Here is a 13767-nt window from a genome sequence, read left to right as displayed (position 1 = left end):
GAGCCGGCCAGCGCCGGTATCCCCATCAGCGCAGAATCATGGCCTTGCTTTTCAAATATCCGTGACGTAGCTTGTTTGCACATTGGCAAAAAAATTGCCGACGTTTTTTCCTTTTGTGAAAGACAGGGGCTTTGCGGGAACATCTCGATCTGACCGATCGGCGGCTGGTCAAACAGCTGTCGCAGGATGCACAGCCGGGCATCAATCGCATCGCCGAGATATTGGCGATTTCGGTGCCGACGGTGCGCACGCGCCTGCGCAACCTGCTCGACCGCAACCTGCTCAAGATCGTCGGCCTGCTGAACCTGACCGAGAGGCCCGAGCTGATCTCGGCCATTGTCGGCATCAATGCCCAGGGGCGCGGCCGGGCTCGCGAACTGGCGCAACGCATTTCCGAACTGCCCTTCGTCAACTCGGCTTCGGTGGTCACCGGGCGCTTCGACATCATCGTCGACGTGACGGTGGCCGGTGACGTCGCCGATCTCTACCGCGTCACCAGCGAACTGATCCCCGGCGCAGGCGAGCCGGGCGAAGTCGTGCGCAGCGAGACCTTCGTCGTCATGGCGTCCTGCAACAAATGGGTCAGCCTGCCGGAAGGCTGCTGGTCGGACGACCGCAAGGAGCCGGCATGAAGATCGCGGTACTGGGCGGCCTCGGCCTGCAAGGCCGGGCAGCAATCGCCGATCTCGTCGCCAGCGACGGCGTCGAGCAAGTGGTCTGCGTCGATACCGCGCCGGACGGCCCTGCCCGGCTTGCCGGCCTAACCGACCTTGCCCGCGTGCGCTTCGTGGTGCCCGAGGGCGCGATCGGCCCGGCGCTGGCCACCGTGCTTAACGATGTCGACGCCGTCATCGACCTGCTGCCGCAGCCATTGATGCGCGAGGCGGTGCAGGCCTCGATCGCCACCCGCACGCCGCTGGTCACCACCAATTACGCCAAGTCGATCGCCGATCTGGCGCCGGCCGCCGAACAGGCGGGCGTTTCGATCATGACCGAATGCGGGCTCGACCCCGGCATAGACCTCGTGCTCTACGCGCGCGCCGCCAGGCAGTTCTCTTCGATTTCTTCGATCGATTCCTATTGCGGCGGCATCCCCGAGCCGAAGGCGATGGCCAAGCCGCTTTGCTACAAGGTGAGCTGGAATTTCGACATGGTCCTGGTCAGCCAGAACCGCGACAGCGTGATGATCGAGGACGGAAAACGCGTCGCGGTGCCGGCCGGCCAGCAGCACGACAATCGGTTCATCCATGAGATAGAGGTCGCGGGCCTCGGCAAACTGGAAGCCTTCCCCAATGGCGACGCGCTGCACTATGTCGAGATGCTGGACGTCGCCAAGGGGCTGCGCCGCTCCGGCCGCTACACACTGCGCTGGCCGGGATGGTCGGCCTTCTGGGCGCCGTTGAAGGAGCTCGGCTTCCTCTCCGAAGACAAGGTGCCCGGCACCTCCAACAGCCCGCGCGAATTCCTCGGCCGGCTGCTCGGGCCCCAATTGCAATATGGCCCCGGCGAAAAGGACCTGTGCGTGATGCGCAATGTCTTTTCAGGTCTTGAAGGCGGCCGCGCCAAGACGGTGACGTCGGACCTGATCATCGAACGCGACCTGGCTTCCGGCCTGTTCGGCATGAGCCTAGGTGTCGGCTACCCCGCCAGCATCGTGGCGCAGATGCTGGCACGCGGCGAGATCACCAAACCCGGCCTGCTTAACCCGCTGCTGCATGTGCCCGACATCAGGTTCTTCGACGAACTGGCCAGACGTGGCATCACGGTTTCCGAGACGGTGGCACGGGACTAAGGAGACAGGATTTTCGAACGGTGGACGCCGCCGGCAACGGCGCTGCCGCTCAAAAAGAGCCCAAGGAGAACCGCGGGCAGATATCAACGACCACAGGGAGGAATACCGAAATGAAGATTGCCAGACTTTTCATCGCCGGACTTGCGCTTGCCGGCCTCACCGCCGCTGCCAGCGCCGGAACGCTCGACGACATCACCAAGCGCGGAGAACTGCGCGTCGCCGTGCAGACTCAAGGACCGCCCTTCTCGCTGGTTGGCGCCAATGGCGAACGCACCGGCAGTTCGGTGGAACTCGCCGAACTGATGGCCAAGGAAATGGGCGTCAAGGTCACCTTCCTCGACTTCGACTGGGATGGCCTGATCCCGGCGCTGCTGTCAGGCAAGGCCGACCTTTTGGTTGCCGACATGACACCGACGCTGGCGCGCGGCATGAAGGTCGCGTTCACCACGCCTTACATGTACACGGGCAGCACCGTCTTCACCAAGGCCGACAGCAAGTTCAAGACCACCGAGGACTGCAAGGCCAAGGGCACGAAGATTGCCGTGCTGCTGGGCGCCACCGGCGAAAAGGAAGCCAAGACCGCCTTCCCGGATGCCGACATCAAGAGCTACAAGGGCGGCGGTCCGCTGCTGCTCGACGCCGTCAACAACGGCCAGGCCGATTGCGGCGTCAACGACGTCTCGGCGGTCAAGGGCCAGTCGACCGCCTATCCGGCCGGCACCTTCACTATCATGCCGGACCTCTTGTCGAAGGAGCCGCTTGCCTTCGCCACCCGCTATGACGAGCCGGACCTGTTGATCTGGATGAACCTGTTCCTCAACCAGGTCAGCATCGACGGCCGCCTGCAGAAGAACCTCGACTACTGGGTCAATTCCGACGCCTGGAAGAAGGACCACTAAGCAGCGATAGAACCCGGGCGGTTTCGCGCGCGTCTCAAGCGCCGCGATACCGCCCGGAATTTCGCTTCATCCGTCGTTTCCTGCACTCTGGGGATTTCACCCAACGATGCTCGAAAATTTCAGCTTCCGCACCATCGTCGAATACCTGCCGCTGTTCGGGCAAGGCCTGATCACGACCGTCTGGCTATCGGCGCTGTCCTTTGTCGGCGCGCTCATCGTCGGCATCGTGCTGTGCGCCATGAACCTGCAGCGCGGCTGGCTGTTTCGCGCCCCGGCCAAGGCCTATATCGATGCCGTGCGCGCCACGCCCCTGCTGGCGCAGCTCTATTTCCTCTATTTCGGCCTGCCCCGGCTCGGCTTCGTCCTGCCCGAGCTGGTCGTCGGCATCCTCGCGCTGTCGCTCAACAGCGGCGCCTATGTCGCTGAAATCATTCGCGCCGGCATCCTGTCGATCCCGCGTGGCCAGGTCGAAGCCAGCGTCGCCTCGGGCATGACCTATGTCCAGCGCATGCGCCTGGTCGTCCTGCCGCAGGCCTTCAAGGTGACGATCCCTCCGCTGCTCGGCCAGGCGATCGTGCTGGTCAAGGATTCAGCCCTTCTGTCACTGATCTCGGTTTCCGAACTGACGCGCGCCGGCCAACTGCTCGCCTCCGACCGCTTCATGCCGGCGGAAGGTTTCCTCACCATCGCCGCTTTCTACCTGCTGCTTTATTACTGCCTCAAAGGCTTGGCTGGCCTCTCCAGCCGTTGGCTCGGCACAGCGGGGGCGCGGACATGATCTGGCAACAGCTGCAAAGCCTCGCCGGCTCCTATCCGCTGGCCCTGCGCGGCCTCGGCATGACTGTGGTGCTGTCGCTGATCAGCCTGGTGCTCGGCACCCTGCTCGGCTTTGGCCTCGGCATCCTGCGCACCGGCGGCAACCGGCTGATCTCGGGCTTGATCGGGGCCTGGGTCGATCTGATCCGCGGTACGCCGTTCCTGGTGCAGATCTTCCTGATCTTCTTCATCCTGCCGGAGTTCGGCATAGAACTCGACGCCTTCACCGCCGGCATCATCGCGCTGACCAATCTGGCCGCCTGCTTCATCTGCGAGATCGTCGTCGCCGGCATCCGCTCGGTGCCGACAGGCCAGGTCGAGGCGGCACTCGCATCCGGCCTGTCGCGCTGGCAGCGCATGCGCCAGGTGGTGCTGCCGCAGGCGATGCGTATCGTGCTGCCGCCGCTGGTCGGGCAATATGTGCTGCTGATCAAGGATTCCTCGGTCGTTTCGGCCATCGGCCTCACCGACCTCACCCGCGTCGGCTGGCTGGTTGTACAGCGCGTGCCCAACGGCCTCCTGGTCTTCTTCCTCGTCGGCGTCGGTTACTTCATCGTCTGCTATCCCCTGATCATGCTGGCCCGCCGGCTCGAACGCCGCATGGGCGCGGCGCATGGCGAGGTGCAGTTGTGACATCAAACCCCAAAGGTCCAGAAAACATGACCAAAACGGGCCTCACCAAAACCGGCATGATCGACTTTCGCGGCGTCAACAAATGGTTCGGCTCGCTCAACGTGCTGAAGGACATCACGCTCAGCGTCGAACCGCGCGAAGTGGTTGTCGTCTGCGGCCCGAGCGGCTCGGGCAAGAGCACGCTGATCCGCTGCGTCAACGGCCTGGAGACGATCAAGGATGGCGATCTTGTCGTCGACGGCCAGCGCCTCGGCGACCCCGCCACCAACATGACGCAGCTGCGCACCGAGATCGGCTTCGTCTTCCAGGCGTTCAACCTCTACCCGCACAAGACCGCGCTCGAGAACGTCACGCTGGCCCCTATCCATGTCCGCAAGATCCCGCGCGCCGAAGCCGAAAAGGCCGGGCGCGAATTGCTGGCCAAGGTCGGGCTTGCCGACAAGGTCAATGCCTATCCCGCGCAGCTCTCCGGCGGCCAGCAGCAGCGCGTGGCGATCGCGCGTTGCCTCGGCATGCGGCCCAAGATCATGCTGTTCGACGAGCCGACCTCGGCACTCGATCCCGAGATGATTTCCGAAGTGCTCGACGTCATGGTGGCGGTCGCCGAGGAAGGCATGACCATGATGGTGGTGACGCATGAGATGGGGTTTGCCCGCAAGGTCGCCCAGCGCGTGGTGTTCATGGACGCCGGCGCCATCGTCGAAAGCGGCACACCCGACGAATTCTTCTCACACCCCAAGACCGACCGCAGCCGCGCTTTCCTGAGCAAGATTCTGCGGCACTGAGCCCGGCGGTCAGGTCGCCTCTTCCGGATTGCCGCCAATCGCGTACGCCACCCGGCCGCCGCGTCGCCTCAGCAGCGCGATGGCGAGGAAGGCGATCACACCACTCGCGGCGGCGACCACCAGCACCCACAGCGAATTGGCGACGGATGTCCGCGCCATCATGAAGGCGAGCGCGAACGGCGCGAAGGCCGAGGTGAACTGGCGGGCAGCGCTCGCCCATCCCAGCCGCGCGCCATAGCCTTCGCGACCGAAGAGTTCGAGCGGCAAGGTGCCGCCGACGATGCTGGTGAGGCCGGAACCGAGGCCGAGCAGGAACACGGACAGGAAGGCGCCGGGCAGCCAGGGCGTGGTCAGCGGCAGCGCACACAGCCCGGCTGTGAGCAGCAAAGCTGCAATGACGGCGAGATGCGTTTGCTGAAGCCTCCCGCCAAACAGCATGTTGATCAGCCGGCTGGCGACCTGCGCCGGTCCGAACAGGGTCGAAACGAAGAGACCGGCCGTGCCGAGCCCAAGGGCCGCCGTCAGTGGCACCATGTGGATGAGGATCGCCGACAGCGCGAAGCCCTCGGTCGCGAACCCCGCCAGCATCAGCAGGAACGCGGCCCGGCCGCGCCGCGAATCGAGCGGCGCGGCCGCCTCCAAGGCTGGCCCGCGCTCATGGCTCGCGGCCGTGGCGTGGCGGCGCGACAGGCGCATCAGCGAGGCGTGGATCGGCAGGCAGAGCCCGAGATTGAGTGCGGCGAACAAGAGGTAGACCTCGCGCCATGTCAGATGCGCATGCAGCGCCGAAGTCAGTGGCCAGAACAGGGTCGAGGCAAATCCGGCGATGAGCGTGAGATGGGTGATGCTGCGTTGCGGCCTGGGAACCCCGATCTGAACGATTGCCACGAAGGCGGCGCTGTAGAGGACGAAGCTGGAGGCCAGCTCCATCGCCAGCAAGGCCAGGACGAAGCTCACGCGGCCGGGCGCGACGGCGCACAGCGCCAGCGCCATCGCCGCCGCCACCGAGCCGATGGTCATGATGCGGCCAGCGCCGAAGCGGTCGGCCCACCGCCCGGCCGTCGGCGCGAACAGGCTACTGGCAAACAGCGAGGCCGACAGGGCGCCGAACACCCAGCCTTCCGTGAGGCCGAACTCCCTGGCCATTGCCGGCGCCAGGATCGAGAAGCTGTAATAGAGCGTTCCGTAGCCGACGATCTGGGTCAGCCCCAGCGCCCAGATCGCCTTGCGCAGGACGGACCGGTCAGGCATCGACGCTGGCCGCCATATTCTGTCGCGCCTCGGTGCTGGCCGGCGCAGATGCGCAACCACAGCCCGACGCGCCCTTTGCCTTGGCGTGCGCATCCTCGACGCAGCAGGCTTCGACGTTCGCGGGTGCAGGTCCGCCGCAGCAGCCAGCTTTTTCCGGTGCCGTCACGACACCGACGGCGCTGCACACGCCGGTCTCCGGCAGCACCAGCCGCACCTCGCGGGCAGCAATATGGTCTCCGGCAATGTCGGCGACCACCGAGCGGACCTGCTCGTAGCCGGTCGCCATCAGAAAGGTCGGGGCGCGGCCGTAGGATTTCGAGCCGACGATGGTGAAGCCGGGTTCGGGATGGGCGAGTTCCCCGATGCCATGCGCGGGAACGGTGCCGCATGAGTGGAAGTTCGGATCGATCAGCGGCGCCAGCGCCGGCGGCGCTTCGACGACCGGATCGAGCGCGATGCGGATTTCGCCGAGGAACGACAGATCGGGCCGGAAGCCGGTGGTGACGACGATGCGGTCGACGGCCAGGCTGAACGGCTTGCCGGTGAGGTGGGCGTCGACGACGAGCTCCTCGCCTTGCGTCTCGATGCGGTTGACGGCGAAGGGCGCCAGCATGTTCAGCCTGCCGTCCGTCATCGCCTGCCTGGCGGCCAGCCCAAGCGCGCCGCGTTCCGGCAACTGGTCGTTCAGCCCACCGCCGAGCAATCTGTCGACGCTGGCATGGCGCAGCGCCCAGAAGATCTCGGTGCCTGGTGCCGCGTCCTGCAGCTCCATCAGCGCCAGGGCGACGTTGATCGCCGAGTGCCCGCCGCCAATGACCAGGATGCGCTTGCCTGCATAGTCTTCTCTCGCCTTGCCGGCCACGTCGGGAATGCCATAGGCGATGCGCCCGCTAGCCGCGCCTTCGCCTGGAACCGATAGGCCGTCGACGCCAATCGGGTTTGGCCGCCACCATGTTCCAGACGCGTCGATGACGGCACGCGCGAGCACGCGGTGCTCGCCGCCGGCATCGCGATAGCGGATCACGAAGGGCGCGTCCTTGCGGCCGTCATTGGCGACCTTGTCGTGTCCCTGACGGGTGATCGCGGTGACCTCGGCGCCGAGCTTCAAATTGGCGGCGATCTCAGGAAGCCGGCCAAGCGGCGCCAGATAATCGCGCACGATTTCGCCGCCCGTCGGCAGGCCGCGCATATCAGGCACCGTCCAGCCGGAGCGATCGAGCAGCGCCCGCGCTGCCGCATCGATGTTGTATTCCCACGGCGAGAACACCCGCACATGGCCCCATTCGAGCAGCGCGGCACCCACGCTTTCGCCGCGCTCCAGGATGAGCGGACGGATGCCGCGCTCGACCAGGTGCGCCGAGGCGGCCAGCCCAACCGGGCCTGCGCCGATCACCGCGACGGGAAGATTTGCCATCATGTCCATAGGTTCGATCCTTCCGGTATCTTCGAATTATAAGCGCAAAAAAATCAAGCCAGTGCTTTGCCGACGGCCGGCGCGCAAGTGGCGTCAGCGCAGCACTCGTCGGCGAGATAGCCGATCAGCGCATTCATGCCGGGATAGTTGGCGCGGCAGATCAGCGTCGTCGCTTGCCGCTCCTGCGTCACCAGGCCGGTGTCGACCAGCCGCTTGAGGTGATGCGACAGCGTCGAGGACGGAATGTCGAGCTTGCCCTGGACGCTGCCGACGGCAAGCCCGTCGTCACCGGCGCGCACCAGAATGCGATAGAGCTGAAGCCGCGTCGGATTGCCGAGCGCTTCGAGTTGGGCGGCTGCTTTTTCGAGTTTCATGGAAATAAGCTACGCGACACTTTTCGCGTCGTCAACTCAATTTCGAAAAATATGGAAATAGCGTCAGCCGACCCGCTTGCTCGAGGCGTTGGTGACCACCTCGCCATCCTCCTTGGTGAACGCGCCGAGATCCGGGTTGGGCAGAATGTCCAGCACCTTTTCCGACGGACGCGCCAGCACGACGCCAAGCGGGCTGACCACGATCGGCCGGTTGATCAGGACCGGATGCGCCTGCATGAAATCGAGGATCTGCTCGTCGGACCATTTCGGGTCGGCGAGGCCGAGCTCGGCATAGGGCGTGCCCTTCTCGCGCAGCAGGTCGCGCGGCGTCATGCCCATGGCCGCGATCAACTCGACCAGCTTTTGCCGTGACGGCGGCGTCTTCAGATATTCGATCACCTGCGGCTCCTCGCCGGACTGCCGGATGATCGCCAGCGTGTTGCGCGAGGTGCCGCAATCGGGGTTGTGGTAGATGGTGATGGTCATTTCGCGGTCCTCTCAGCAGAGATGGTATTCCTGACGGCGCCGCCCTCTTCGTACCAGCCCTTGGTGCGGTTCACGATCCACACCACCGACAGCATGACCGGAACCTCGATGAGCACGCCGACCACGGTGGCAAGGGCGGCGCCCGAATTCAGCCCGAACAGCGCGATCGCGGCGGCCACCGCCAGTTCGAAGAAGTTCGACGCGCCGATCAGCGCCGACGGTCCGGCCACGCAGTGCCGCTCGCCGCTGACGCGGTTGAGCAGATAGGCAAGGCCGGAGTTGAAATAGACCTGGATCAGGATCGGCACCGCCAGCAGCACGATCACCAGCGGCTGCGCGATGATCTGCTCGCCCTGGAAGCCGAACAGCAACACCAGCGTCGCCAGAAGGGCAACCAGAGACAAGGGCTGCAGCGCGGCGAGCAGCGCATCGAGCCCGCTTTGCCCGCTTGCCGCCAGCAGCCGGCCCCGAACCAGCTGCGCGACGATCACCGGCGCGACAATGTAGAGCGCGACCGACAGCATCAGCGTGCCCCATGGCACGGTGATCGCCGACAGGCCGAGCAACAGCCCGACAATAGGCGCGAAGGCGACGATCATGATCGCGTCGTTGAGCGCCACCTGCGACAGCGTGAAATTCGGCTCGCCGCGCGTCAGGTTCGACCAGACGAACACCATCGCCGTGCACGGCGCCGCAGCAAGGATGATCAGCCCGGCAATGTAGGAATCGATCTGCGCGGCGGGCAGCCAGGGCCGGAACAGCCAGCCGACGAAGAGCCAGCCCAGCAGCGCCATCGAAAACGGCTTCACCGCCCAGTTGATGAACAGCGTCACGCCGATGCCGCGCCAATAGGTGCCGACCCTGGCCAGCGAGGCAAAATCGACGCGCAAGAGCATCGGCACGATCATCAGCCAGATCAGCACGGCGATGGGAATGTTGACCCTGGCGATCTCGGCCGACGCGATGGCGCCGAACACACCCGGCAGCAGATGGCCAAGCGCGATGCCCGCGACGATGCACAGCGCCACCCACACCGTCAGATATTTCTCGACGAAGCCGATGCCAGGCCGCGCCGCATTGTCCGCGTTCAGAACGTGATCGGTCATGATGGGGCTCCTTGGCTCAGCCGGCCTTCGGCAGATTGCGGCCGATTTCATCCAGCCGCTTTTGCAGGGCAAGCTTGTCGACCATGTTCATCGGCAGGCTGATGAAGATCGAAATCCGGTTGTTGAGCATGCGATAGGCTTCGGCGAAGGCCAGATGTTTTTCGGCATCGGTGCCCTCCACGTCAGCCGGATCAGGCACGCCCCAATGTGCGGTCATCGGCTGTCCCGGCCAGACCGGGCACGATTCGTTGGCAGCGTTGTCGCAGACTGTGAAAACGAAATTCATCTCCGGCGCACCGGGAACCGCGAATTCTTCCCAGTCCTTCGAGCGGGCAAAGGACGTGTTGTAGTTCAGGTTCTTCAGAAGCTGGAGCGTGTAGGGATGCACCGCCCCTTTGGGATGCGACCCGGCCGAATAGGCCTTGAATTTGCCGGCTCCGACACGATTGAGAATCGCTTCGGCGATGATCGACCGTGCCGAATTGCCGGTGCAAAGGAAAAGAACGTTGTATGGCTCGCTCATGGCGTGTGCCTCCTTTCTAGCATTTACAGGTCACGGCATTGATGACGGGCCGGCACAGCTCCGGCGCGCCATTGCAGCAATCCTCCATCAGATAGGCCAGCAGGTCGCGCAAGCCGGTCATGTCGGCGACGTAGCGCACGATCCGGCCGTCGCGTTCGGGGCGGATCAGCCCGGCGTGGGCGAGCACCTTCAGATGCGCCGACATGGTGTTCTGGACCGTGTCCAACCTTGTGGCGATCTCGCCCGCCGGAATGCCTTCCGGCCCGGCGTGCACGAGCAGCCGGAAGACATCCAGCCGCGTCTCCTGGCCAAGTGCGGCCAGCGCATTCAAAGTGTCTTTCTTATCCATATATCCGAATCCTTGGATTTATGGACTCCTGGATACCGGCTTCCCCTCGATCTGTAAAGCCTGTCCGCCCGCCATCATGTGACAGCAAGCACCTTTCCCGTATCGTGCTGGCGCACGAAGTCCACGCGGACGCCGTCCCAATGGTAGCTGTAGTGCCGGCCTTGGACGGGAATGGTGATCACGTCGGGCCAGAAGATGCCGATGCAGCCGCCGCCCGGCATGCGCACGCTGTTCCACACCAGCCCATCGCTGCCGGCAGCCCGCAACGCCCGGCCTTCCGCCTGCGAGGCGGTGTAGTCGTCCGGATCGAGCACACCGGGCACGGCGTTCACGTCATCGAGATCGCGGTCGACGCCGCCGATCAGCACGCGGAAATCCGCCGTCCAGCCCGGCCCCTCGTTGGTGGCGCCCATGAAGTTCTGATGGTGGTGGATGGTCTCTGCCAGCGCCACCTCCTCGCTGTCGCCGGCATAGTAGATCCCGTAACTGCCATCCGAGAAGCGACCGGGCCGCAGCGTCGAACAATGCACGAAGGGCGCCATCACGAAGCTCGCGCCGGGACCCGAAACCCGCCTAGCGGCCGACACCTTGCCAAGGTCGCCGATCTCGAACCGTATGCGCGGGTTGGTCTTCTGCTCGACGCCCGCCAGCGCCTCCCAGTCGCGCGGCTCGGCAATGTCCTCGAAGAGGTCGATCGGCGGATGGATGGAGCGGATGATGCGGAAGGTCTGGTGCCAGTCGACGCGGCGACGGACCGCAAGCCCACTCACCATGCACCACGCTCCGCATCGAGCCATTCGCGCATCGCGGCAAGATCGGAGATTTCGCCGCGCAACATCAGGTCGAGGGCCGACTGGCCACCGAAGGTGGCATTGGGCTTGCGGATCCAGGCGTAGCCGCGCGCCGGCTCCGTGAACAGATAGCGCAGGCCCTTGTGGATGCCCATCAGGTGCGCCATGCGGGTTCGCAGGTCGCGGTCGATCCTGCCGATGGCGCCTTCCTTCCAGCGTGCCCAGGTCCGCGCCGATATGCCGCCGAGCAGGATGCAGGCCTCGAGGTCGGTGAGGTTCCAGGCCTTGAACAGGTTGACCGTGGTGCGCGCCAAGGCGCCCGCCTCGTCATCAGTGATGGTGCTTCCAACCGTGGCCGGTGTCGTGACGATGGACTGAAGCTGCATTCTTGGTGCCTCGCTATTTGGCAGATATATAGCATTTATTTGCCAATTGGCAAGATAGGTCCAACCGCACCTAGGGAAGAGGATGGCAGGACATAGCAAGGCTTGGGTTCATCGCCCCCACGGAAGCCGGGGCGAGGAACCCAAGTCCTGGAAGATCGCCGCCAGTACCCGGTCTACTCCGCCGCCTCATAGCCCGCGATGCCTTTGATCTCGAGGAAATCCTCGAGCCCGTATTCGGCATATTCGCGGCCGTTGCCCGATTGCTTGTAGCCGCCGAAAGGCAGGCCGGCGTCCCACTGGGGATAGTTGATGTAGACATTGCCGGTGCGCATGCGTGCCGCGACTTCGCGCGCCTTCTTCATGTCCTTGGCCTGGATGTAGGAGGCAAGGCCATAGACGGTGTCGTTGGCGGTCTCGATCACCTCGTCGACGCTGTCGTAGGGCATGATCGCCAGCACCGGCCCAAAAATCTCCTCGCGTGCGATGCGCATGTCGTGGGTGACGTCGGCAAACACCGTCGGCCTGACGTAGTAGCCGCGGTTGAGTTCAGCCGGACGGCCGGGGCCGCCGGCGACCAGCGTCGCACCTTCGTCGATGCCGGCCTGGATCAGGTCCTGGATCTTGTCGAACTGGACCTGGCTGACGACCGGGCCGAGCTTCGTGCCGGCAGCGTCGGCGGGGCCGACGGTGAACTTTTCCGCAGCCGCCTTGGCGTAGCCGGCCGCCTCGTCATGGCGGTCGCGCGGCACGAACATGCGCGTCGGCGCGTTGCAGGACTGGCCGCTGTTGCTGAAGCAGCCGGCGACGCCCTTGGTGACGGCGCTTGCGAGATCGACATCGGGGAACAGGATGTTGGCCGACTTGCCGCCAAGCTCCTGATGCACGCGCTTGACCGTGTCGGCGGCGGCCTTGGCCACCAGGATGCCGGCGCGGGTCGAACCGGTGAACGACATCATGTCGATGTCGGGATGGCTGGACAGCGCCTGGCCGACGCCGGGACCGTCGCCATTGACGAGGTTGAAGACGCCCTTCGGCACGCCGGCCTCGTCCAGAATCTCGGCGAAGATGATGGCGTCGAGCGGCGCGATCTCGGACGGCTTCAGCACCATGGTGCAGCCGGCGGCAAGCGCCGGGCCGACCTTGCAGGTGATCTGGTTGAGCGGCCAGTTCCACGGCGTGATCAGACCTACGACGCCGATAGGCTCCTTGACCACCAGATGATTGCCCTTGACGTGGCGGAACTCGAAACTCCCGAGCACGTCGGCCATCTTCTGCAGATGCGCAAGGCCGATGCCGACCTGGCTGTCCAACGCCATCTGGCGCGGCGCGCCCATTTCGCGCGACACAGCGACAGCAAGATCGCCACTGCGCTTCTTGTAGACAGCGATGATGCGGTTCAGGAGTTCGAGCCGCTCGCCGACCTCGGTGAAACCAAAGCTGTTGAAGGCGCGCTTGGCCGCGGCCACCGCCTTGTCGACATCGGCCTTGGAGCCGAGCGAGATCTGCGCGAAGGCATCCTCGTTCGAGGGATCGATGACGTCGAATGTGTTGGGCACAACAGGATCCACCCACGCGCCGTCGATGTAGAACTGCAGATTGTGTGACATGGTTTCTCCCTGGGATGCACCGCATGGCCGTGCCGGCCGTCATATGTGGCTGGAGATAACGATGCACAAGCGCCGCTGTCAAACGCAACCCCCGAAGTGGTTAAGCCAGCCCGCCAGTCGTTGAGCCAGACGGGTTGGCCGGCTGGGTCAGGACAGGCTAGAGCAGCGTGTGCCCGGCTTCGAGCAGAAACCGTTTCACCGCTTCCTCATCTGCCGCTTTCACCAGCAGATGATCGCCGTCGAAGGTGGACACCACGAAGATGCCCAGCCCGTTTTCCGACAGCGGCCTGATCACCGACAACACGATGCCGGTTTCGTCGAAAGCAAAGGGGCCCTGCAATTTGAAGGCGATCCAGTCGCCATCCTGCCTGACCGTGCCTGGAACCCGATCCTGCAGGCATGTGATCGAAAGCTCGTCTTCGGTCCTGGTGATGCTGACGAAGCCCGGTTCGTCCGCCCAACCGGGAATGCTATCGCGCGCTTCAAGCCGCGAAATCGCGTAAAGCCCGGAGAGTTGCTTGAGTTTGACCTTGGCAGCCATTCTTCCAATTCGCC

17 protein-coding genes are annotated in these 13767 nt (G+C 64.6%); 6 read left to right on the top strand and 11 right to left on the bottom strand.

What is annotated here, in order from left to right; all coding sequences use genetic code 11:
- The first annotated feature begins 131 nt into the window (after positions 1-131).
- The 6 genes from ASD12_RS22700 (at position 132) to ASD12_RS22675 (ending at position 4925) form a co-directional block, all read left to right on the top strand.
- A complete protein-coding gene (locus ASD12_RS22700; protein WP_027035297.1) occupies positions 132-632 on the top strand; it encodes an Lrp/AsnC family transcriptional regulator in 501 nt (166 codons plus the stop codon).
- The gene (locus ASD12_RS22695; protein WP_056591400.1) at positions 629-1792 is read left to right on the top strand and encodes a saccharopine dehydrogenase family protein; all 1164 of its coding nucleotides are present in this window, start codon (positions 629-631) and stop codon (positions 1790-1792) included. Before ASD12_RS22700 ends, ASD12_RS22695 begins: the two co-directional genes overlap by 4 nt.
- A 110-nt stretch (positions 1793-1902) precedes the next feature.
- The gene (locus ASD12_RS22690; RefSeq protein WP_056591395.1) at positions 1903-2691 is read left to right on the top strand and encodes an ABC transporter substrate-binding protein; all 789 of its coding nucleotides are present in this window, start codon (positions 1903-1905) and stop codon (positions 2689-2691) included.
- A 106-nt stretch (positions 2692-2797) separates the two neighbouring features.
- The gene (locus tag ASD12_RS22685; RefSeq protein WP_056591392.1) at positions 2798-3469 is read left to right on the top strand and encodes an amino acid ABC transporter permease; all 672 of its coding nucleotides are present in this window, start codon (positions 2798-2800) and stop codon (positions 3467-3469) included.
- Positions 3466-4140 carry an amino acid ABC transporter permease gene (locus ASD12_RS22680; RefSeq protein WP_056591389.1) on the top strand — a complete coding sequence of 225 codons (675 nt, stop codon included), beginning with the start codon at positions 3466-3468 and terminating at the stop codon, positions 4138-4140. Before ASD12_RS22685 ends, ASD12_RS22680 begins: the two co-directional genes overlap by 4 nt.
- A gap of 56 nt (positions 4141-4196) precedes the next feature.
- A complete protein-coding gene (locus tag ASD12_RS22675) occupies positions 4197-4925 on the top strand; it encodes an amino acid ABC transporter ATP-binding protein (protein WP_056592165.1) in 729 nt (242 codons plus the stop codon).
- Positions 4926-4934: 9 nt separating this feature from the next.
- On the opposite strand, the gene arsK is transcribed toward ASD12_RS22675, so the two are convergent.
- From arsK to ASD12_RS22620, 11 genes are all read right to left on the bottom strand, one after another.
- A complete protein-coding gene (gene arsK, locus ASD12_RS22670; protein WP_056591386.1) occupies positions 4935-6176 on the bottom strand; it encodes an arsenite efflux MFS transporter ArsK in 1242 nt (413 codons plus the stop codon).
- The gene (locus ASD12_RS22665; RefSeq protein ID WP_082525617.1) at positions 6169-7599 is read right to left on the bottom strand and encodes an NAD(P)-binding domain-containing protein; all 1431 of its coding nucleotides are present in this window, start codon (positions 7597-7599) and stop codon (positions 6169-6171) included. The genes arsK and ASD12_RS22665 overlap by 8 nt, the downstream gene beginning before the upstream one ends.
- A 44-nt stretch (positions 7600-7643) precedes the next feature.
- Positions 7644-7964, bottom strand: coding sequence for a metalloregulator ArsR/SmtB family transcription factor (locus tag ASD12_RS22660; protein WP_056591381.1), 321 nt, complete (start codon positions 7962-7964; stop codon positions 7644-7646).
- A 63-nt stretch (positions 7965-8027) separates the two neighbouring features.
- A complete protein-coding gene (gene arsC, locus ASD12_RS22655) occupies positions 8028-8450 on the bottom strand; it encodes an arsenate reductase (glutaredoxin) (protein ID WP_056591379.1) in 423 nt (140 codons plus the stop codon).
- The gene (gene arsB, locus ASD12_RS22650; RefSeq protein WP_162252279.1) at positions 8447-9511 is read right to left on the bottom strand and encodes an ACR3 family arsenite efflux transporter; all 1065 of its coding nucleotides are present in this window, start codon (positions 9509-9511) and stop codon (positions 8447-8449) included. Before arsB ends, arsC begins: the two co-directional genes overlap by 4 nt.
- Before the next feature lie 61 nt (positions 9512-9572).
- Entirely contained in the window at positions 9573-10079 is a 507-nt protein-coding gene (locus ASD12_RS22645) for an arsenate reductase ArsC (RefSeq protein WP_056591374.1), read from the bottom strand.
- Positions 10080-10095: 16 nt separating this feature from the next.
- A complete protein-coding gene (locus ASD12_RS22640; RefSeq protein WP_056591369.1) occupies positions 10096-10428 on the bottom strand; it encodes a helix-turn-helix domain-containing protein in 333 nt (110 codons plus the stop codon).
- 74 nt (positions 10429-10502) lie between these two features.
- Entirely contained in the window at positions 10503-11201 is a 699-nt protein-coding gene (locus ASD12_RS22635; protein WP_056591367.1) for an RES family NAD+ phosphorylase, read from the bottom strand.
- A complete protein-coding gene (locus ASD12_RS22630; RefSeq protein WP_056591363.1) occupies positions 11195-11605 on the bottom strand; it encodes an MbcA/ParS/Xre antitoxin family protein in 411 nt (136 codons plus the stop codon). Before ASD12_RS22630 ends, ASD12_RS22635 begins: the two co-directional genes overlap by 7 nt.
- A gap of 173 nt (positions 11606-11778) precedes the next feature.
- Positions 11779-13212, bottom strand: coding sequence for an aldehyde dehydrogenase family protein (locus tag ASD12_RS22625; RefSeq protein ID WP_056591360.1), 1434 nt, complete (start codon positions 13210-13212; stop codon positions 11779-11781).
- 157 nt (positions 13213-13369) lie between these two features.
- Positions 13370-13753 (bottom strand): ACT domain-containing protein, encoded by a 384-nt coding sequence (locus ASD12_RS22620; protein ID WP_056591356.1) that lies wholly within the window; start codon positions 13751-13753, stop codon positions 13370-13372.
- Positions 13754-13767 lie beyond the last annotated feature (14 nt).

The organism is Mesorhizobium sp. Root102 (genome assembly GCF_001425625.1).
GTDB lineage: Bacteria > Pseudomonadota > Alphaproteobacteria > Rhizobiales > Rhizobiaceae > Mesorhizobium.
Note: the sequence above shows the minus strand (reverse complement) of the source record. Positions and strands in the feature narration are given on the sequence as shown.